General features: G+C 29.1%; 20 protein-coding genes. 19 read left to right on the forward strand and 1 reads right to left on the reverse strand.

Features of this window, described 5'->3' with window-relative positions:
• Positions 1–30 precede the first annotated feature (30 nt).
• The 14 genes from B2P65_RS10905 to B2P65_RS10970 all read left to right on the forward strand — a co-directional run bounded on the left by B2P65_RS10905 (position 31) and on the right by B2P65_RS10970 (position 15325).
• The gene (locus tag B2P65_RS10905) at positions 31–1695 is read left to right on the forward strand and encodes a penicillin-binding transpeptidase domain-containing protein (RefSeq protein ID WP_346880162.1); all 1665 of its coding nucleotides are present in this window, start codon (positions 31–33) and stop codon (positions 1693–1695) included.
• Between the two features lie 133 nt (positions 1696–1828).
• Positions 1829–2530, forward strand: a complete 702-nt coding sequence (gene sigK, locus B2P65_RS10910; protein ID WP_035133266.1) for an RNA polymerase sporulation sigma factor SigK — start codon at positions 1829–1831, stop codon at positions 2528–2530.
• Positions 2531–2806: 276 nt separating this feature from the next.
• Complete coding sequence (locus tag B2P65_RS10915) at positions 2807–3805, forward strand: type IV pilus twitching motility protein PilT (protein WP_346848315.1); 999 nt, start codon at positions 2807–2809, stop codon at positions 3803–3805.
• A 306-nt stretch (positions 3806–4111) separates the two neighbouring features.
• On the forward strand, positions 4112–5371 hold the full coding sequence (gene ftsA, locus B2P65_RS10920) for a cell division protein FtsA (protein ID WP_346848316.1): 1260 nt from the start codon (positions 4112–4114) through the stop codon (positions 5369–5371).
• The gene (gene ftsZ / locus B2P65_RS10925) at positions 5368–6480 is read left to right on the forward strand and encodes a cell division protein FtsZ (protein WP_346848317.1); all 1113 of its coding nucleotides are present in this window, start codon (positions 5368–5370) and stop codon (positions 6478–6480) included. The genes ftsA and ftsZ overlap by 4 nt, the downstream gene beginning before the upstream one ends.
• Before the next feature lie 312 nt (positions 6481–6792).
• On the forward strand, positions 6793–7596 hold the full coding sequence (gene spoIIGA, locus B2P65_RS10930) for a sigma-E processing peptidase SpoIIGA (RefSeq protein ID WP_346878609.1): 804 nt from the start codon (positions 6793–6795) through the stop codon (positions 7594–7596).
• 11 nt (positions 7597–7607) lie between these two features.
• The gene (gene sigE / locus B2P65_RS10935) at positions 7608–8348 is read left to right on the forward strand and encodes an RNA polymerase sporulation sigma factor SigE (protein ID WP_346848319.1); all 741 of its coding nucleotides are present in this window, start codon (positions 7608–7610) and stop codon (positions 8346–8348) included.
• A 73-nt stretch (positions 8349–8421) separates the two neighbouring features.
• Positions 8422–9195, forward strand: a complete 774-nt coding sequence (gene sigG / locus B2P65_RS10940; protein WP_035132671.1) for an RNA polymerase sporulation sigma factor SigG — start codon at positions 8422–8424, stop codon at positions 9193–9195.
• Between the two features lie 507 nt (positions 9196–9702).
• Positions 9703–11265 carry a ClC family H(+)/Cl(-) exchange transporter gene (locus B2P65_RS10945; protein WP_414632445.1) on the forward strand — a complete coding sequence of 521 codons (1563 nt, stop codon included), beginning with the start codon at positions 9703–9705 and terminating at the stop codon, positions 11263–11265.
• Between the two features lie 91 nt (positions 11266–11356).
• The gene (locus tag B2P65_RS10950) at positions 11357–11614 is read left to right on the forward strand and encodes a YlmC/YmxH family sporulation protein (RefSeq protein WP_346848320.1); all 258 of its coding nucleotides are present in this window, start codon (positions 11357–11359) and stop codon (positions 11612–11614) included.
• 86 nt (positions 11615–11700) lie between these two features.
• Entirely contained in the window at positions 11701–12156 is a 456-nt protein-coding gene (gene nrdR / locus B2P65_RS10955; protein ID WP_035132824.1) for a transcriptional regulator NrdR, read from the forward strand.
• A 1-nt stretch (position 12157) separates the two neighbouring features.
• Positions 12158–12892, forward strand: coding sequence for a peptidoglycan editing factor PgeF (gene pgeF, locus B2P65_RS10960; protein ID WP_346848321.1), 735 nt, complete (start codon positions 12158–12160; stop codon positions 12890–12892).
• Complete coding sequence (locus tag B2P65_RS10965; RefSeq protein WP_278245238.1) at positions 12892–13602, forward strand: response regulator; 711 nt, start codon at positions 12892–12894, stop codon at positions 13600–13602. Before pgeF ends, B2P65_RS10965 begins: the two co-directional genes overlap by 1 nt.
• The gene (locus B2P65_RS10970; RefSeq protein ID WP_346848322.1) at positions 13592–15325 is read left to right on the forward strand and encodes a HAMP domain-containing sensor histidine kinase; all 1734 of its coding nucleotides are present in this window, start codon (positions 13592–13594) and stop codon (positions 15323–15325) included. The genes B2P65_RS10965 and B2P65_RS10970 overlap by 11 nt, the downstream gene beginning before the upstream one ends.
• Before the next feature lie 79 nt (positions 15326–15404).
• Here B2P65_RS10970 and B2P65_RS10975 read toward each other — a convergent pair.
• Positions 15405–16711, reverse strand: a protein-coding gene (locus B2P65_RS10975; protein ID WP_346848504.1) for an IS3 family transposase whose coding sequence is annotated in 2 segments (ribosomal slippage) — positions 15405–16369 and positions 16369–16711 — 1308 coding nt in all. Because the reading frame shifts where the segments join, the coding sequence is not laid out codon by codon here.
• Between the two features lie 290 nt (positions 16712–17001).
• Here B2P65_RS10975 and B2P65_RS10980 point away from each other — a divergent pair.
• From B2P65_RS10980 to phoU, 5 genes are all read left to right on the forward strand, one after another.
• Positions 17002–17871 carry a phosphate ABC transporter substrate-binding protein gene (locus tag B2P65_RS10980; RefSeq protein ID WP_346848323.1) on the forward strand — a complete coding sequence of 290 codons (870 nt, stop codon included), beginning with the start codon at positions 17002–17004 and terminating at the stop codon, positions 17869–17871.
• Between the two features lie 85 nt (positions 17872–17956).
• Positions 17957–18865, forward strand: a complete 909-nt coding sequence (pstC, locus tag B2P65_RS10985) for a phosphate ABC transporter permease subunit PstC (protein ID WP_346848324.1) — start codon at positions 17957–17959, stop codon at positions 18863–18865.
• Between the two features lies 1 nt (position 18866).
• Positions 18867–19691, forward strand: coding sequence for a phosphate ABC transporter permease PstA (gene pstA / locus B2P65_RS10990; protein ID WP_346848325.1), 825 nt, complete (start codon positions 18867–18869; stop codon positions 19689–19691).
• Between the two features lie 29 nt (positions 19692–19720).
• Entirely contained in the window at positions 19721–20470 is a 750-nt protein-coding gene (gene pstB / locus B2P65_RS10995) for a phosphate ABC transporter ATP-binding protein PstB (protein WP_346848326.1), read from the forward strand.
• 60 nt (positions 20471–20530) lie between these two features.
• Complete coding sequence (gene phoU, locus B2P65_RS11000) at positions 20531–21184, forward strand: phosphate signaling complex protein PhoU (protein WP_346880163.1); 654 nt, start codon at positions 20531–20533, stop codon at positions 21182–21184.
• The last annotated feature ends 138 nt before the right edge of the window (positions 21185–21322 follow it).

The following is a 21322-nucleotide window of genomic DNA, read 5'->3' on the forward strand; positions in this document are numbered from 1 at the left end:
TCAAAGATTATACTAAGGGAGGTGTTTTTATTGTTTCAAAAAAGTAATAAAGGACAGGTAACTAAGAGAAATTATTACCTATTATCCATTATGATATTAATGTTTATAGGATTAATTATTAGGTTTATCTATGTTCAATTAATGGAGGGGCCTACACTTTCAGTATCTGCTAATGAACAATATTACTATGAAGAGGATATAAATAATATTAACTTTAAGTTGCTTGATCGAAATGACAATAATATTTTTGAAAGTACATTAAAATATTATATAGTGATAGATCCATTAACTTTTTATACATTAAATGAGGAAGCAGCTTTTATTTCAATGAAAAATGTATCCTATATACTGCGAAGTTTTAATAGAGATTATGATATTTCCTTATTACAATATGAAATTGAAAATGGAAATAAACAATATGAAATTAATAAAGAGTGTTATGAAAAGTTAAAAAATATAGAAGATGTAAGAGGGATGTATGTATACGAATATACTGAATATAAAAAGTATAATGATTGGAATATAAAGAATATACTAGCTAGTGGAGTAAAATATTCTGATAATTCAAAGCTGAAAGATGAGGGAACACTAGAAAGAGAAATATATGAATATATTAAGGATAATAAAAAAGAGCAATTAAAGCTTGAAAAGGATGTTAGTGGTAATATTATTAAAAAAGTATTTAGTGATATAAAAGGTAATAATAATGTAGCTACAACCCTAGATTATAATATTCAAAAAAAAGTAGAAGAGATTTTAAAAAGTAAAAATTATGAAGAGTACGGTCAAATTGGAGCAGTACTAATGGAAAGCACCACTGGGGATATATTATCAATGGCGCAGAAAAATGATAGTTTATCTAATGTAAATATTGGAATACCTAGTGGAAATGGTTTTTTACTTGGTTCTACCTTTAAAACTATACTATATGAAGCAGCTTTAGAAAATCAATTAATAGGAAGAGATGAAAAGTTCTATTTAAAGAAAATTTTCCCCAAAAGTATTGAAAAGCTAGGTTCATATAATATGGAGCAAGCATACATAGCATCATCTAATGATACTTTTGCTCAAATTGGATGGAAGGTTGGAATGGATAGAATATATGAATTATCTAATAGATTAGGGTTATTTAATAAGACGCTAAATCTTCAAGATGAGAAAAGTGGAACGATAGAAGGATATAAGGTAGAAAATAACTTAGATATCATTACTAATACATCTATAGGACAAACGGTGAGAACTACACCGCTAGCAGCATTATCCATTCCTAATACAGTAGTTAATGGTGGTAAATATATTAAACCTAAAATTATAAATAAAATAATAAGTGAAGAAGGAAAAATTTTAAAGAAGTATGAAAGTGAATCTATAGAGGTCTTCAGTGAAAGTACTGCTAATATAATTAAAGAAGGTATGATAGGTGTAGTAAATGATGAGCTTGGTACAGGAAGCAATTCTAAAATAGATAATATAGAAATCGGCGGCAAAACTGGTACTACTGAATATTTGAATGGAGATAAAAAGTGTTCTGATGGCTGGTTCGCAGGGTTTTTCAAATATGATAACAAGTATTATTCAATGGTTATATATTTACCACAGGTAGAAGAAAAAAGTGGTAGTAGTCAAATTGCATGTTCTGTATTTAAGGATATAGTAGAAAGTTTAACTCATAGTAATATTATGAAACTAAACTAAAGTTAGATTTTACATTGTATAATATAATATTCCTAAAATTTAAAATTTTTCTTTGAAATAAATATTACCATATAGTCACTTTTCCCCTAAAGTAAACATATTATAATAATAAGCACTATTAGGGGGAGCATAAATGTTTTGCTTGAGTTGGTTATTGAATGTAATTAGCGAATATGCCTTACTTACAGGATATGTTTCAGGAAATAACTCTTTTCCACAGCCACTTACAGAAGTAGAAGAAAAAGAATATTTACAGAGATTAAAAGATGGAGATCCTGAAGCAAAGGGTGTCTTAGTTGAGAGAAATCTAAGATTGGTAGCACACATAGTAAAAAAATATTCATTTCCTGGGAAAGAAGTGGATGATTTAATATCAATTGGAACAGTAGGATTAATTAAGGCAATAGATTCATTTGATATGGATAAGGGAACTAGGTTAGCGACTTATGCTGCAAGATGTATAGAAAATGAGATTCTTATGCTTATTAGAAACAATAAGAAAATTAGAAGTGAAGTATACTTGCAAGATCCCATAGGTCTAGACAAAGAAGGAAATGAAATATCCCTTATGGACATATTAAGTAGTGATAAAGATTCCATTTTGGAGGTAGTGGAAAATAAGATACAAGTGAAAAAATTATATTGTATACTGCAAACATGTCTTCAAGAAAGAGAGAGAAGAATAATAGAAATGAGGTACGGGTTAATAGATGGGAAACCAAAAACACAAAGAGAGATAGCTTCAATATTAGGTATTTCAAGATCCTATGTATCTAGAATAGAAAAAAGAGCATTAAAGAAACTACTTAAAGAGTTAAATTTTGGAGAAGGCTAATAATATATATTAATTAATTATTTACTATATAATTATATTTATATTATAAAAGGTATTGATATGTATTGATTCATATATCTTTATGAATCAATACATATCATATTTTTTAGAAAACTTTAACTAATGTTAAAGAATTATATAAATATAAATATATTTAATACGATTATATAAATTGATATACTAATTAAAATTATAGTAAACTTAATGTAAAGTAGATAATTATAAATATAGCAATGTAGGTGGAAATGTATTTTATTATATGTAAGGAGATAAAAAATGGAACTAAAGGAACTTTTAAAATATGTGGTTGAAAATCAAGGTTCAGATTTGCATCTGTCTGTAGGAGCACCTCCTATTCTACGAAGAAATGGAGAATTATTAAATATAATAGAAGAAGTTTTATCTGAAGAAATAGTTAAGAAATATAGTAAGGAAATCCTTGGAGAAGATTACTTTATATATAATGAAATAGGGGAGAGAGATATACTATATACTCTACCGGATGTAGGCAGGTATAGGGTTAATGTATATAAAGAAAGAAGTTTTGATACTATTGCAATTAGAGTAATACCAGTAAAAGTTCCAACTCTAGAAGATTTAAATATGCCTACAATTATAAAGGAATTTACAAATAAAAAGGATGGTTTAATTCTTATAACTGGGCCAACTGGAAGTGGTAAGAGTACTACTATGGCAGCTATGATAAATGAGATAAATTCAAATAAAAAAACTCATATTGTGACTTTGGAGGATCCTATAGAGTATTTACATAATCATAAGAAGTCTCTAATTAATCAACGGGAAATAGGAAGGGATACGGAAAGCTATGATAGTGGGCTAAGAGCCATACTTAGAGAAGATCCAGATGTAATTTTAGTTGGAGAAATAAGAGATTTAGAAACTATGTCAGCAGTACTTCTGGCAGCAGAAACAGGACATCTAGTAATTTCTACATTACACACCATAAGTGCCTACAAAACAATTGATAGGATCATAAATTATTTTCCGTCAGAACAGCAATTAAGGATAAGAAATCAGCTTTCTACGGTGTTAAAAGGTATAGTATGTCAAAGATTATTTAAGAAGGTGGATGGTAGTGGAAGAGTTGCAGCTCTTGAGGTAATGGTTAATACCCCAGCAGTTCAAAATTTAATTAGAGAAGGGAAAATACATCAAATACCATCAACTATGGAAACTTCGTCAAAATATGGTATGCAGACTATGGAAATGGCTATAAGTAAAATTATAAGATATATTGATAAAGAAGAACTGTAAACAGAGTTCTTTGCTTCTTAGAAAACCTATAATATCAATGGTATAGGGAATTTAACTATTGTGTTTTTTTTAATTAAGTTTTATACTATAGATAGAATATAAATGATTAAATGGCGTATTTATAATATATTGAGATAATTTCGTTATTTACCTGTATATGGTAGTAAGGTATTATAGAGACTAGGCATTATATAAATATATTCTAAAAATATTCTGCTATTTTGAAGGAATTTCATTTTTCATGTTGAATATACCTTTGTACACTGTAAACTTCTTAGGGAGTAGAATGTGGGAGGAATATGTTATATGAATAATTACATTGTTGGAATAGATATAAGTTCTTCAAAGGTATGTGGAGTAGTTGGGAGATTAGACCAAGAAAACAAAATACAAGTTATGGGAATTACTACTTCAGATTATGAGGGAGTTAAGGATAATGTAATGTTGGATGAAGAGGATATTTCTTATATTTTACGCAATGTAGTAGAGCGTTTAAAGGAAATTGTAAATTCACCATTAGAAGAAGCATACTTATCTGTACCAATTTCTTTATGTGAAATCGTAAAGACTAAAGGTGTTTTGTCTTTCCCAGAAATGAAAGAGATTAGCAAAGAAGATATATTAAATGTGGGAGAAGTTGCAAAGTTTTGTGTTGGCAAGGAGCAAGAAATTGTCCAAGTTGATATTGAAGAATACATAGTTGATTCTATGAAGAATATTACTAATCCATTAGGAATGAAAGGGAAGGTACTAGAATCAGAAGGCAACGCATTTATACTAGGTAAAAAATATGTTGATGGATATAAAAAATGTTTAAAAGAAACTGGAATCGAGATAAAGGGATGGGTAGTTAATGCTATAGGTATAAGCAAGGATATAATTGAAGATCTTGAACTTGCCAAAGGTGTAGCAATTATCGATATTGGAAGTTCTAATATGGAAGTTACAGTTTTTAAGAATAATAGATTCTTAGATTACTTTTCAGTACCCCTAGGTGGTAATAATATTACAAATGATATTTCTATTTGCCTAAAGTTATCATTACAAGATAGTGAGAGATTAAAATTTAAATGTAATACTTTATTGAACGATAATTCAACTGAAAGTCATAAAATAAAGATTAATACTAGTGGAAATAGTATAGTGGAAATTAATTATGAAATGTTAGTAGATATAATAGGTGAAAGAGTTAAAGAACTACTTGAAATAATAAATAAGCGCATTGAAAAAGAGCAATTAAGTGATCAAATTGGCAGTTTCGTAATTGTTGGAGGTGGAATATCTTTATTTAGAGATATTACGACTATAGCTTCAGAAATATTAGGAAAGCCAGTTAGAATAGGTGTTCCAAATTATGTTGGAGCAGCAAACCCAATATATTCAACAGCTACAGGAATCATAAGAGATGTTTTAAGTAAAGAAGAAATATTTAATAAAGAAAAAAGTTCCTGTGAAAGTTGTAATGAAAAGTTGAGTAGTAGCAATAATAGAAGTAAAGAAAATAAGTTTATAGCAAGACTAAAAGGAATTCTAAAGAGTTTTTCTAATGAGGAGGTAATAAAGTGATTGATTTCGATGTTCAAAATGATGATTTATGTAAAATTAAAGTTGTAGGTTGTGGTGGCGGTGGAAACAACGCTGTAAATAGAATGATTGAAGAAGGACTTAAAAATGTTGAATTCATAGGTATTAATACAGATAAACAAGCATTAGTTTTATCTAAGGCTGAGTTTAAAATCCAATTAGGAGACAAGCTTACTAGAGGCTTAGGTGCAGGTGCAAATCCCGAAATAGGAAGAAAAGCAGCAGAAGAAAGTAAGGAAGAAATAATTGAAGCGTTAAAAGGTGCAGATATGGTATTTGTTACTTGTGGAATGGGTGGAGGAACTGGTACAGGAGCTGCACCAGTAGTAGCAGAAATAGCTAAATCTATGGGGATTTTAACTGTAGGTGTTGTAACTAAACCGTTCCCTTTTGAAGGAAGAAAAAGAATGATTCATGCAGAAGCTGGAATTAAGGCTTTAAAGGAATCAGTTGATACATTAGTAACAATTCCAAATGAAAGATTATTATCTCTTGTGGATAAAAAAACTACTCTTGTAGAATCTTTTAGAAAAGCAGATGATGTTTTAAAACAAGGTGTACAAGGTATTTCTGACTTAATAACTATACCAGGATTAATTAACTTGGACTTTGCAGATATAAGCACTATTATGGTTAATAAAGGACTTGCTCATATGGGAGTAGGTGTTGGAACTGGCGATAATAGAGCGCAAGATGCTGCAAGAGAAGCAATAGCAAGCCCACTTTTAGAAACTTCAATTATAGGGGCAACTGGAGTACTTTTAAATGTTACTGGGGGATCTGATTTGTCTTTGTTAGAAATTAATGAAGCTGCACAAATAGTACAGGAAGAAGCTGATCCAGATGCAAATATTATATTTGGTGCTGTAATTGATGAGAGCTTAAATGATGAGATAAGAATAACAGTTATTGCTACTGGATTTGATTGTGAAAAAGCTAAAATGGAAAGTGGAGTAAGCTTTGACTCTATTAAAAGTCAGAGTCCTAAATCAGAGGTAGCAGCAACTCAATCAAGTGAAGCTACTACAACTTCTAAAGAGGAAAGTGAAGATTTTACAGTTCCTACATGGCTAAGAAAAAGCATGAGATAATATAAGATTATTATATATTTTATTAAGAGACTATTGCAAAATGATNNATCATTTTGCAATAGTCTCTTCTTATTTAAATTTTAAAAATTCCATGTAAAGGCTGATTTAGAATGAAAGGTATTCTATTTCAGCCCTTTATTATTTCAGGGACTTTTGTTTAAATTACACAGTTTATTTTTTAACAGATACTTAATTTAAAAAAAAAATCGTAAAATGACATAATTTTCTAGTAATAATATGAAATTTTACCATACAATTTTACAAATTTTACCGTAAGTAACCTATATAATAATCTTTAAGGGGGTAAATAAAATGGTAGTGTACTTAGATATGCTTTTGTTAGAAAATTTTTTAGTGAATTTATTTTTATTAACAATAACTATGCAAACTATAAAAAAGAAGGTTTTAATGAGTAGGTTAATGCTAAGTTCAGCTATTGGTGCTTCATATGTTTTTGCTATACTTATTCCTAAGCTACAGTTTTTTACATCTACGCCCTTTAAAATAGTAGTAGCTCTACTGATGATGATGATATCTATTAAAGATAAAAGCATGGGTGAAGTATTAAAAGCTACGGGAATATTTATATTGTATTCTGTGCTTCTTGCAGGAATGTCTTTTTATATAGCCATAAAGGATAATCCATCTTTATCATCAAGTGCTATGATATATAATTTTTCCTATAAAAATCTTATATTGTCTTTAATGATTATTTATATGTTAATTTATAAGTTGACTGTATATGTAAAAGATAGACGCTCATTAATTAATTATGTATATACTACTGAAATATGTATCGATAATGTGAAGACTATAATAAAAGCCTTTTTAGATACAGGTAATGAACTTAGAGAGCCGGCAACAAATTTGCCTGTAATAATTGTAGAAAGGAAGTTTTTCAAAGATTTAAATTTAAAGAACCATAGCATATATAACATTCCTTATTCTGTGGTAAGTGGATGTAATGGAAAACTTATTGGAATTAGACCAGATAGTGTGAAGATAAACATTAACGGAAATATAAAAGAGGAAAGTTTGATATTGGCATTTTGTGATAATAAGCTTAGTAAACATAGTGATTATAATGGACTTTTACCAAGGGGGATTATAGAATAGGAGGAATTTTTATGAATAAAATATCAAAAAAATTTTTAGAAGTGAGAAATGGGTTGCAAAGCATACTAAGTAGATTTTTAAGTAAGTTTAAAGGCTTTGCAAAATCAATTTACTACATAGGGGGAAATGATGCATTACCACCACCATTGACTAAAGAAGAAGAGGAAGTATTGGTAGAAAACCTAGAAATGGGAGATGAAAGCATAAGATCCATATTAATTGAACGTAACTTAAGATTGGTAGTTTATATAGCAAGAAAATTTGAAAATACAGGAGTAAATGTAGAGGATTTAATATCAGTAGGTACTATAGGACTTATAAAAGCTGTAAACACTTTTGCACCAGAAAAGAAGATTAAATTAGCAACCTATTCTTCTAGATGTATAGAAAATGAAATACTTATGTATCTAAGAAGAAATAATAAGATAAAAACAGAAATATCTTTTTATGAGCCATTAAATATTGATTGGGATGGAAATGAACTGTTATTATCAGATATATTAGGAACTGATAGTAATGTAGTATATAACTATATAGAAGAAGAAGTAGATAAACAACTTCTTGGAATTGCTATGGATAAATTAAATAGTAGGGAAAAAGAAATAATAGAGTTGAGATTTGGACTAAATGGAATTACAGAAAAAACCCAGAAGGAAGTTGCGGATATGCTTGGTATATCTCAATCCTACATTTCTAGATTGGAAAAAAGAATAATTAAGAGACTTAAAAAAGAAATTAATAAAATGTTATAAGGTTGTCTTTAGTATAAAAAAGCTACATCAGGAAATAATTTTAATGTAATTATTCTGAAGGGAATGAGACCTTATGATGATTAATAAAGTAGAAATTTGTGGAGTGAATACTTCGAAACTACCTGTATTAAAAGAGAAGGAAATGAGGGAACTACTAATCAAGATAAAGCAAGGTGATAAGGGCTGTAGAGAGGATTTTATAAAAGGAAATCTAAGGTTAGTATTAAGTGTAATTCAAAGATTTAATAACAGAGGGGAAAATGTAGATGACTTATTTCAAGTAGGTTGCATAGGTCTAATGAAGGCTATTGACAATTTTGATTTAAGTCAGAATGTTAGATTTTCCACTTATGCAGTACCGATGATAATTGGAGAAATTAGAAGATACCTTCGGGATAATAACTCTATTAGAGTAAGTAGATCTTTAAGAGATATTGCTTATAAGGCATTACAAGTGAGAGATAAGCTTGTTAACAAAGATAATAAAGAGCCAACTATCTCTCAAATTGCAAAAGAACTAGAAATGCCTAAAGAGGAGATAGTATTTGCACTAGATGCAATTCAAGACCCCATTTCATTATTTGAACCTATTTACCATGATGGTGGAGATGCCATATTTGTTATGGATCAAATTAGTGATAGTAAGAATTTAGATGATGGATGGCTTGAAAATATATCAATAAAAGAAGGTATGAAAAAGCTTACAGATAGGGAAAAACTAATCTTAAACTTAAGATTTTTTCAAGGAAGAACCCAAATGGAGGTTGCTGATGAAATTGGAATATCTCAAGCTCAGGTTTCGAGATTGGAAAAGACAGCACTTAAACATATGAGGAAACATGTGTAATATGCTTATTTACAGGTAGGTAGCTTATTTTAGAATTAAAACTAGTTGCAATAGTTTATGTAATGAAATCATATTGTATTAAAATTCATTGCAATGAGGTTAAAATTAAAAAATTATAACTCTACAAAAAGGAGCCTAGGCTCCTTTTTGCTTTATAGATTATTATAGATTTAGAATATGTGGATAATTTGATATGAGCCTTTGTATGAAAATAAACATTTATATCTTATACAATATATTGAATAGGTAAGCTTAAAATTATGAAAATTTCAAATTGAGTAAAATTTGATTAAAAGATAGCTGTTCTGTTAAAATATTTTTAGGGGAGATATTATTTAACTTATGTATTAAATTTTTTTGAATTTATCATGCTGATGGATAAAAATAGTATGTTTGTAATTTATTAACGAAATAGATTATTATAGGATAAGTTATTTGAGCAGATTTTAGTAATTCTGAAATATTGGATGAAGTTAAGTATATATTTGAAATTGAGGTGATGGAATAGTGGAAGGCGAAAGGATAAAGGAAATAATGATCCAGAGAAAAAATATGAAGTATAGATTAGTTTTTCAAGGAATTATTGTAGGTTTAGTAACAGGAGTAGTAATAGTACTTAATAGGATACTAATAAATAAATTCTCGCTACTTTTTAATAATTTTTATTCATGGGGAAATAAGGATTTATTAAAAGCGATTTTAGTTATTGGAATTTTAGCAACTATTGGAATAATAGTAGGAATCATGGTTAAACATGAAGGCATGATTTCAGGTAGCGGTATTCCTCAAGTAAAAGGACGAGTTATAAATAAATTAAAAATGAATTGGTCTAGAATATTAATATACAAGTTTATTGGAGGATTTTTAGCTTTGTCAGCTGGGCTTTCTGTTGGTAGAGAAGGTCCTTCAGTTCAAATTGGAGCTTCAATAGGTGAAGGAGTTGGAGAAAAAAGTTATAAAAATATGCCAGTTAAAAAGGAATTTTTAATAACAGCTGGAGCGTCGGCAGGTTTGTCTGCTGCATTTAATTCACCTTTATCTGGAATAATCTTTGCATTAGAAGAAATTCATAGAAATTTTTCTCCATTAGTATTATTGACGGTTATGCCGGCGGCTATAACTGCAGATTTTGTGACAAAAAGATTTTTAGGCATTGAGCCAGCTTTAACTGTGGGTGCAATGGATGCATTACCATTAAATTATTATTGGATTTTAATTATATTAGGTATTTTAACAGGAATAATGGGAGTTATATTTTCAAAGGGAATATATTTATTTCAAGATTTATATTCTAAATTTAAAAATATACCTGAAGAAGTAAAAATAATGATCCCCTTTGTACTAACAGCAATTATTGGATTGACAGTACCTATGTTATTAGGTGGAGGTCATGAGCTGATATTACATTTATCTTTAGAAGAAAAATCAATCTTATTTTTAATAATAATATACATAATTAAATTTTTATTACTTTTAATTTGTTTTGGATCTGGGGTACCAGGTGGGATATTCTTACCAATGTTATTATTAGGAGCAATTATAGGAGCTATAGTTGGAAGTTTTTCAATAGATGTTTTTGGAATAAATAGCTCATATATTATTAACTTTATAGCTTTAGGTATGGCAGGATATTTTGCATCTGTAGTCAAAGCTCCTATAACGGGAATTGTTCTTATAATGGAAATGACAGGTTCTTTTAATCATTTGTTGTCTTTATCAGTAGTAGTTATAATTTCATACATTACTTCAGAGTTGTTAAAAAATGAACCAATTTATGAGGTGCTATTAGAAAGATTGCTAAAAAGGGTTGGATTAACTAAAGAGGAAAGTGACAGTAAAAAGACCATATTAGAATTTTGCATTGAAATGGGAAGTATAGGTGAAGGGAAATTTATAAGTGAGGTTGATTGGCCGAAGGGCTGTCTTCTTGTCTCTATAAAAAGAGGAGAAAAAGAAATAATACCAACAGGTAATGTAAAATTAATAGGTGGAGATTATATAGTTGTTTTAGTAAATGTAGATAGACGATGTTTTATAATAGAAGAAATAAATAAACTTACTTTAGTATAAAAAATAGAGCCTAGGCTCTTTTTTTATGTTCTATATTATTTTAAAGAGAATATAGATTAAATGATATAAAATTTAAGGAGGGAGTTTTTTTATGGAAACTTCAATGTTTGCAATAAATAGTTTAAAAACTATGGAGATAATAGATATTAACACAGGTACTAAACTTGGCTATATAAAAGATTTTAAAGTTAATTGTGAAGAATATAAATTAGAAGCAATAATACTTCCAACACAAAAATCAGGATGGTTTTCAAAAAATGAAGATATAGAATTGCCTTGGGAGAGAATTAAAAAAATTGGAGTAGATGTTATTTTAGTAGATGGAGAGGGTATTGTTGAAAATAATTAGGAGAAAATAATTAATTATATACAAATAGTGAATACTTTGTGTATAATCGTAGTATAAACAGAAAAAACTTAGAGGATGTGATTATAGTGAAGTGTCCTTATTGCAATGGAGAAGAAAGTAAGGTTGTAGATTCTAGAGCAACAGAAGATGATGGTGCAATTAGACGTAGAAGAGAATGTCTTAATTGCAATAAAAGATATACTACCTATGAAAAAATAGAGGATATACAAATATTTGTTATAAAAAGAAATTTAACTAGAGAGTTATTTAATAGGGATAAAATCATAAGTGGTGTTATCAGAGCCTGTGAGAAAAGACCTGTATCGAGATTAGAGATAGAAAACTTAGTAAATTCTATTGAAAAAAGACTTAATAATACCATGACTAGTGAAATAAGATCTGAGGAAATAGGAGAATTAATATTGGAGAAATTAAGGTATATGGATGAAGTTGCTTATATAAGATTTGCATCTGTATATAGAAAGTTTGATGATATTAATAGCTTTATAGAAGAGATAAAGGGTTTAAGTGGTGATAAGTAATATGAGATCTTATAACATAGAAAATAATGAATTTCTAACCTATGATTTAGATGATATAACCATTGGATTTTCTACAGCAAAAAATAATTTAAACTTTAATAAAGCATTTAATGAAGGAAAGTCTAGTTTAAATAATTTAAAAAAGTGGTTTAAAGTAAATGAGGTTGTATATTTAAATCAAGTTCATGGAACTAAAGTATTTTCTTATGAAGAAAATATGGATATAGTAAACTATGATGGAGATGGTATTGTAACAAAAGAAAAACAGGTTGCTATTGGAGTATTTACAGCGGATTGTGTACCAATAATTTTAGTAGATACTAAAAATAAAGTAATAGCAGCTCTTCATAGTGGTTGGAAAGGAACTTTGAATAATATAGTTTCTAAAGGAATTAAAGTTATGAAAGAAAATTATGGGTGTAATCATAGCTATATTAAAGCTTTTATAGGACCTCATAATAAAAGCTGTTGCTATGAAGTAAGCCAGGAGCTTATAGATAATTTCAAGGATTGTGATTTATTTAAAAATCAACAGATTAATTATGGTAGAAATTTAGATTTACAAAAGTGTGTAGAGATACAGTTAATGAATGAAGGTATCAAAAATAATGATATAGTATGTTTAAATTTATGTACATACTGTAGCAAGGATAAAAAGTTATATTCATATAGAAAAGAAGAAGAATCTCATGGTAGGTTATTTTCCTTTGTATTTATCCATGAGTTTAAGGAGTGATATTTATGGAAAAAACAATATTAGTAGTTGATGATGAGGCACATATTCAGGAACTAATTAAATTTAATTTAACTAAGAATGGGTTTAAGGTTATAACTGCTGATAATGGAATTGATGCATTAAAAATAGCTGAAGATGAAAAACCAGATCTAATATTTTTAGACCTCATGTTACCGGGGATGGATGGGTTAGAAGTATGTAAGTCTATTAGAAAAAAATCATCTATAGAGTCTACACCAATAATTATGATTACAGCAAAAGGTGAGGAGTTAGACAAGATTTTGGGCTTAGAGTTAGGAGCAGATGATTATATAACAAAACCTTTTTCGGTGAGGGAACTAGTAGCTAGAGCTAAAGCTATATTAAGAAGAACGAGTTTTAAACAAGAAGACAATAGCTTTAAGTTTGGAGATATAAATATAGATTATCAAAAACATGAAGTATATAAAGGAAAAGAAAAAATAGAGCTTACATTAAAAGAGTTTGAACTTTTAGAAATACTGATAAAAAACAAAGGAAAAGTTATGACAAGAGATTTTCTTTTAGATAAGATATGGGGCTACGAATATGTAGGAGAAACTAGAACTGTAGATGTCCATGTGAGACATTTAAGACAGAAAATAGAAGATAATGACAAAAATCCAATTTATATTCAAACTATTAGAGGTATAGGATATAAATTTAATTCTGGGGACAGTTATGAAAGATAATTCACGAAGAACTATGAAAAAAAGACTAATGCTAAGTGTTTTTGCAGCATTAGTTTTTGTATTAGGATTTCTAACTACAGTATTTTATACAATAGTTACCTATGAAAGTGAAGAGAGTGCTAAAGAACAATTAAATGTTTATGCTTATTTAGTAAGTGAACAGTTACACAACATTGACCAGGCGAGTTTTTCTAATGTAGTAGATAAAATGAAAAATTTGAATATTAGAATTACTATTATAAATAGCAATGGCACTGCCCAATTTGATTCTTTAGGAGATGTGGAAAAATTAATAAATTATAATAATAAAGATGAAGTTATCATGGCTAAATCTAAAGGGGAAGGTACTGTTACTAGATATAGTGATAGGGAAGAAACGTATGTTATTTACTATGCTGTAGCTATAGAAGATGGTATAGTGGTTAGAGTTTCAACCCCTGTAAAAGCAACACATAAATTAAATGATACATATATAGTATGGTATGGTAGTGCTATAATTATAATGATTTTTATATCTCTTTGGATTGCCAATAAGTTATCCTATATAATTGTTAAACCAATTAGAGATTTAGATGTTATTACTTCTATGATCACTAATGGAAATTTAAGTAGAAGAATTAAAATTACCACCAATGATGAGCTTGGTAAGTTAGCTTTGAACTTTAATCATATGGCTGATAGACTTGAAAGTAGCTTACATGAGATAAGTGAAAAGCAAAATAGACTTTCAGCAATTCTTCAAAGTATGGAAAGTGGCGTAATTGCTATAGATAATAGTCACAATATAATAATGATAAACAACTATGCAAAGAAAATTTTTAATATTAAAGAAGATGTAGTAGGCAATCCAGTTGAAAATATATGTAAAGAAGTGAATTTAAAATTTATATTTTCTATGAGAGATAGAGATATTAAAGAGTTTAAGTTAAGTGCTCCTACTATAAAATTTCTTAGGGTTAGAACCGCAGATATTATAGTTCATAATCATCAGCATATTGGAGCAGTAGCAGTAATACAAGATATTTCTGACTTGAAAAAGCTAGAAAATATGAGAACTGAATTTGTGGCTAATGTATCCCATGAACTTAAAACTCCGCTTACATCTATAAGAGGTTTTGCTGAGACTTTAAAAGAGGTTGATGATGATGAGACTAAGAAAAAATTTTTAACTATAATAAATGAAGAAGCAGAAAGACTTACAACACTTATATCAGATATATTATTGTTATCACAAATTGAGCATAAACAAGAATTTAAGAAAGAAGTATTTAATGTAAATAAAGCTATAGAGGATGTTTTTTATTTAATGAAGAATACTGGTGAACAAAAGCAGGTGCATGTAAGTATAGTTGGAGATGAGATACCTAATATTCTAGGAGATAAGGATAAATTTAAACAAATGCTTATAAATCTAGTAGATAATGCAATAAAATATAGTGAAGCCTTTGATACAGTAGTAATAACAAAGATAATTTATGATACCTACTTTAAAGTTATTGTAGAAGATAGTGGTATGGGAATTGCAAAAGAATATATACCAAGACTTTTCGAAAGATTTTATAGGGTAGATAAAGCTAGATCTAGGGCAAAGGGTGGAACAGGATTAGGTCTTGCTATAGTTAAACATATAATTATTGGTTTTAATGGTAGTATAGATGTAGAAAGTACTTTAGGCGTTGGTACAAAATTTATTATTACAATTCCATATCATATAGAAAAATAGAATAATTAAGATAAGATATTCATAAAAGACTAGAGAGAAAATAAAATGTACCCTTTGTCAAGGACAGTTTTAAAAAAGACTAGGCGGTACTAAGAAGATGATTTCTGTATTTTACAGGAGTCATCTTTTTTAAATTCCATTGACCTCTATAATTATTGTAGTAATCCATATATTCATCAATTTCTTCCAAGAGTTCAGCAAATGTATTACAATTTTTAATATTTGTTTCGTCCTTAAGATGTCCAAAGAATGACTCCTGCGGAGCATTATCCCAGCAGTTACCTCGTCTAGACATAGATTGTCCTATATTATACTTTTTAAGCAATTTCTGAAATATGGGACTAGTGTAATGTGCTCCTTGATCTGAATGAATAAATGAATCTGAAGATATTAAATAGTTATTTGATGAAACCAATTTTTCAATAGTTTCAGTCACAATATCTATTTTTAGACTTTTAGATATATTATAGGTTAATAATTCATTGGTTGAACCATCTAAAACGGTTGACAAATAAGTCCTTTGACCATTTTTATAAAATAGATATGTTATATCAGTAAGTAATACCTTTCCAGGGACTTCTTGCTTAAATTCTCTATTTAGTAAGTTTGGTAGGACTGAATGTTCTTTGGTGGCTTTCATCATTCTTCTATATGGGTTAGCTTTTCTATGTGGGCATATGATATCATATTTATCCATGATTCTTCTAATACGCTTTAGATTATATTGCATATTAAACTGATTTTCTAAAGTCATTTTAATTTGTTTAGCACCCTTTTCACGATTCTTAAATTTAAATGCTAATAATACATTGTTATAACTCTCCAAATCACGCTCTTCGCGTGCTATACGATTAGTATGCGCTTTCATAGAAAAGTAATTATAATATCCAGAACGAGAAACATTTGATATTTTACATAAATAACTAACCATATTTTTAAGTTTATATTTATCAATAACTGACTTTATGATGAGATATTTTTCTTGCGTCAGCAACTTTATTTTTGGGTTTTCACACCCCTTTCTAACATCTCTAACTTTTTTAAAAGTTCATTTTCTGCTTCTAATAATTTAATTTTAGCCTGTAATTTTTCATATTTTTCTTCAATGGATAAATTACATTCACTAGTCCTTCCACTATTGAATTTCCTTGTATCTTGCAGCTGTGCAATTCCATTCTTTCGAAAAGCCGCACGCCATCTTTTACCTGATGATCGAATACGACTTTCTCCAATAATTTCTATATCAAAGCCATATTCTTCGAATATTTGTCTTGGAAACTTTCCGCGTTCATTTTCACTAATAAATATTCTTTTAAACTCATCCGAGTATGTAATTCCTTTGATACTAACCTTTTTAACATATTTATTTTTAGATAAAATCTCTATTTGACATTCAGTAAATAATTTTTGCTCATTATATTTCTCCTAATGTAAACTCCTCTTTATTTCATTATACATAAAAGTACCCTACGGGATAGACTTTTTTAGTGTCTATCCTATAGGGTACATTTTAAAATTCTCTAGTCTTTTTCTTATGAAGTTAAGAGCTTTGTTTATGTTAAGTATTATTAACCTAAGTAAAGTTTTTTTAATATATGGATAATAATAGCTTAACTAAGAAAGGATATAATCAATATTGTAAGATAAATAAAAAAACAAATTGGAGGGGAATTTAAATGAAAAAGAAGTCAATAAAATTATTAATAGCAGGAATAGTTGCAACAATGACCATGGGATTATTAGTAGGTTGTGGCGGAAAGGATACTTCCAATTCAAATAATAGCGGTAATAATACTAGTGATAATAAAGCAAAAGCAATAACTATTAAAATATCAGGTTCAACTTCTGTAGGGCCATTAATGGAAAAGGAAGCAGAGAGTTACAAAGATGAAAATCCAAATGTTACTGTAGAGGTTCAACAAATAGGATCTTCAGCAGGAATAAAAAATGCTGTAGAAGGTATTAGTGAAATAGGTATGGCTTCACGTGAGTTAAAAGATGAAGAAAAATCAGAACTTGCTGAAACAGTAATTGCTTATGATGGAATAGCCTTAGTAGTCCATCCATCAAATAAAGCAGAAAACTTAACTATGAAACAAATTAAGGACATATATACAGGAGCTATAACTAACTGGAAGGAAGTTGGAGGAGTTGATGCCCCAATAGTGGTAGTTTCAAGGGAAGATGGTTCAGGAACTAGAGATGCGTTCCAAGAAATTGTAGGATATACTTCAGAAGAATTGGAGAAAAATGCAACTATAGCAGAAGGTAATGGAAGTGTTAAAACTACAGTTTCAACAAATAAAAATGCAATAGGATATATTTCTTTTGAACAATTAGATGATTCAATTAAGGATTTAAAAATAGAGGGAAGTGAAGCAACACCTGAAAAAGTATTAAGCAAAGAGTATAAATTATCAAGACCTTTCTTAGTAGTATATAAAGAAGATAAATTAACAAAGGATGGAAAACAATTTATTGACTACATTTTAAGTGAAAAAGGTCAAGGTATTGTTGAAGAAGCTGGTGGAATAAAAGTAAAATAGATAATTTATGCGCCACAATGGGTATAGACCTTTGAGAGAAAAATTATCTTAAAGGTCTATTGAATTAAAATTGGAGGTCAAATATATGTCAGTGAAATCAGTTAAGACGGAAAAACCCCACAAACTTAAGGGGATAAAATATATAATTGATGATATATCAGAGAATGTTTTTAAAGTATGTGCTTTAATAGCGGTAATAAGTTTAATTTTAATAATAGGTTTTGTATTTTATAAGGGTTTGACACCGTTTATATCTAAAGGATATTCCTTTGGAGAATTTTTACTAGGAACAGAGTGGATACCTAGTTCAGAAAAGTATGGAATTCTTCCTATGATAATTGCTTCTATATATGGAACCCTAGGCTCTCTTGTTATAGGGGTACCCATAGGAATATTAACAGCTATTTTTATTGTTGAAATAGCACCTAAATCAGTAGCAAAGATAATGTCTCAGGGAGTGGAATTATTAGCAGGAATTCCTTCTGTATTATTTGGAGTCTTTGCACTTGGAATAATAGTACCAGCTATTCAAAGTAAATTATCCCTTCCTAAAGGACAAAGTTTACTTGCAATTATAATAGTTCTTTCAGTAATGATGCTACCAACTATTATTTCAGTGGCAGAAACAGCTATAAGATCAGTACCAAAGCAATATAAAGAGGCATCTTTAGCTTTAGGTGCATCTAAAATTGAAACTATATTTAAAGTAATTTTACCAGCAGCTAAGTCTGGAGTTTTAACAGCTATAGTACTAGGGATGGGAAGAGCAATAGGAGAAACCATGGCAGTTATCTTAGTTGCTGGGAATAGCCCCATAATACCAAATAATATAACAGATAGTGTAAGACCTCTCACTACTAATATAGCATTGGAAATGGGATATGCCTTTGGAACACATCAAGAAATGCTTTTTGCAACAGGAGTAGTTTTGTTTTCTTTCATTCTATTGTTAAATTTTGTAATAGCTAAAATATCAGAAAAGGCAGGTAATTAATATGAGAAAAATAAAAGACAATATATTAAAAACTATTTTATGGTTATCTGCAGCTATTACAGCTCTAATTATTGCTATTATAGTAGGATATATATTTAAAAAAGGTTTTGGACTTGTAGATTTTAACTTCATTTTTGGAGATTATTCTCCCACAAATGGTGGTGGTATATTTCCGATGATTGTTACTACATTGTTAACGGTAATATTATCTTTATTAATATCAATTCCAATAGGGATTTGTGGAGCTATATATTTACAAGAGTATGCAAAGCAAGGAAGAGGAGTTAAATTAATTAGGTTTGCAACAGAAAGTCTTGCAGGTATACCATCTATAATATATGGACTATTTGGAACAGTATTCTTTGTATCTACTCTTAAATTGCAATTTTCAATTGTATCAGGTTCTTTAACATTAGCTATTATTGTATTACCTGTAATTATAAGAACCACAGAAGAAGCTTTAAAGACAGTTCCTCAAAGTTATAAAGAAGGTGCAGTAGCTTTAGGTTCAACTAAGTTTGAAGTTTTATACAAAATAGTAGTTCCTAGTTCAATGCCAGGAATTTTATCAGGAGTAATATTATCTATTGGAAGAATTATAGGCGAATCAGCAGCAATTCTTTTAACCGCTGGTACAGTAGCTGCAATGCCACAAAACCTTATGTCTAGTGGTAGGACTCTTACTGTACATGCTTATCTAGTTACTAAGGAAGCTGGAAATATAGAGCTAGCATCTGCAATTGGAGTTATACTAATATTTATAATTTTAGCTTTAAGCTTGATAGCTAAGGGAATCACCAAAACAATAAATAAAGAAAAATTTTAATCATTAGAATGTAACTAGGAGGAAATATAATGTCAATAATATCTGTAAAAGATCTTAATTTACACTATGGAACAAATCATGCTCTTAAAAATATAAATATAGAAATAGATAAGAATAGTGTTACAGCTTTAATAGGTCCATCGGGGTGTGGAAAGTCTACTTTTCTTAGAACTTTAAATAGAATGAATGATTTAATTGATGATGTAAAAATAGAAGGGCAAGTTTTTTTTGAAGATAACAATATCTACAAAGAGCTAAATGAAATAGAATTAAGAAAAAGAATAGGAATGGTATTTCAAAAACCAAATCCATTTCCAATGTCTATCTATGATAATATTGCCTATGGACCTAGAATTCATGGAATAAAGGATAAAAAGAAGTTAGATGAAATTGTAGAGAAATCTCTTCAAGGAGCAGCTCTTTGGAAAGAGGTAAAGGATAGGCTTAAAAAAAGTGCTATAGGATTATCGGGAGGTCAACAACAAAGACTTTGTATTGCCAGGACCATAGCTGTTGAACCTGAGGTCATACTAATGGATGAACCTACTTCTGCATTGGATCCAATATCAACTTCTAAGATAGAGGAACTTATGGACGTGCTTAAAGAAAAATACACTATAGTCATAGTAACTCATAATATGCAACAAGCAGGACGTATATCAGATAAAACAGCATTCTTCTTAAATGGAGAAATTGTGGAGTATGGAAAGACAGAAGAGATGTTTCATATGCCAAAGGATAAGAGAACAGAAGATTATATCACAGGAAGATTTGGTTAATAATAGAATGAAATTAGGTAGTTATCAATAATTAAAATTTATAAAGTGTAGGTGAAGAAGATGACAAGAAATAGTTTTGATCTTAAATTACAACAACTTCATGAAGATTTAATGGCCATGGGTGAGGCTGTAGCCAAACAAATAGAAGATAGCATTGATTCATTAAAAAAACAGGATGAAATCTTAGCAGAAAAAGTAATTCAAAAGGATGATGTAATAGATGACTTTGAAGAAGATATAGAGGATAAGTGCATAAAACTAATGGCTACAGAGCAGCCCTTAGCCAGTGATTTAAGAAGGATATTTATCACTACAAAGATCATAACTGATTTAGAGAGAATGGGAGACCATGCTGTAGACATAGCTAAGATTTCAAAAAAACTTATAGGAGAAACTTATATTAAGGAACTTATAGATATACCTAATATGGCTAAAATTGTAGAAAAAATGATTAAAGACTCTTTAGAGGTATATATAACTACAGATATAAATAGAGCTCATGAAGTAAGTAAAATGGATGATCAGGTAGATAGATTATTTAAGAGTATATTTGATGAATTACTTGTAATAATGAGAAATGATCAAACTACTATAAATCAAGCTAGTCAATTTTTATTTATATGCAAGTTTTTGGAACGCATGGCAGACCATGCTACCAATATTTGTGAATGGACTATATATTTAGAGAGCGGAGAAAAACTAAAATTAAATTAATTTAAATCCACCTTCAAATTACAAGTTGGCTATGTGTAGTCAGCTTTTTTATTTTACTTAGAAATTAAATTATATTTTTGTTGAAAAATAGAAAGCTTTGAGGTAATCTTAATGAGGTGCATTGACTAGGGAATATAA

Source organism: Clostridium sp. UBA3061 (assembly GCF_002367465.1).
Classification (GTDB): domain Bacteria; phylum Bacillota; class Clostridia; order Clostridiales; family Clostridiaceae; genus Clostridium_J; species Clostridium_J sulfidigenes.

What these genes read in the sequence shown, in the direction of transcription:
- sigK (WP_035133266.1), top strand. Translation starts at nt 1,829, where the DNA reads ATGTTTTGCTTGAGTTGGTTATTGAATGTAATTAGCGAATATGCCTTA.
- B2P65_RS10915 (WP_346848315.1), top strand. Translation starts at nt 2,807, where the DNA reads ATGGAACTAAAGGAACTTTTAAAATATGTGGTTGAAAATCAAGGTTCA.
- ftsA (WP_346848316.1), top strand. Translation starts at nt 4,112, where the DNA reads ATGAATAATTACATTGTTGGAATAGATATAAGTTCTTCAAAGGTATGT.
- spoIIGA (WP_346878609.1), top strand. Translation starts at nt 6,793, where the DNA reads ATGGTAGTGTACTTAGATATGCTTTTGTTAGAAAATTTTTTAGTGAAT.
- sigE (WP_346848319.1), top strand. Translation starts at nt 7,608, where the DNA reads ATGAATAAAATATCAAAAAAATTTTTAGAAGTGAGAAATGGGTTGCAA.
- sigG (WP_035132671.1), top strand. Translation starts at nt 8,422, where the DNA reads ATGATGATTAATAAAGTAGAAATTTGTGGAGTGAATACTTCGAAACTA.
- B2P65_RS10950 (WP_346848320.1), top strand. Translation starts at nt 11,357, where the DNA reads ATGGAAACTTCAATGTTTGCAATAAATAGTTTAAAAACTATGGAGATA.
- pgeF (WP_346848321.1), top strand. Translation starts at nt 12,158, where the DNA reads ATGAGATCTTATAACATAGAAAATAATGAATTTCTAACCTATGATTTA.
- B2P65_RS10970 (WP_346848322.1), top strand. Translation starts at nt 13,592, where the DNA reads ATGAAAGATAATTCACGAAGAACTATGAAAAAAAGACTAATGCTAAGT.
- B2P65_RS10980 (WP_346848323.1), top strand. Translation starts at nt 17,002, where the DNA reads ATGAAAAAGAAGTCAATAAAATTATTAATAGCAGGAATAGTTGCAACA.
- pstC (WP_346848324.1), top strand. Translation starts at nt 17,957, where the DNA reads ATGTCAGTGAAATCAGTTAAGACGGAAAAACCCCACAAACTTAAGGGG.
- pstA (WP_346848325.1), top strand. Translation starts at nt 18,867, where the DNA reads ATGAGAAAAATAAAAGACAATATATTAAAAACTATTTTATGGTTATCT.
- pstB (WP_346848326.1), top strand. Translation starts at nt 19,721, where the DNA reads ATGTCAATAATATCTGTAAAAGATCTTAATTTACACTATGGAACAAAT.
- phoU (WP_346880163.1), top strand. Translation starts at nt 20,531, where the DNA reads ATGACAAGAAATAGTTTTGATCTTAAATTACAACAACTTCATGAAGAT.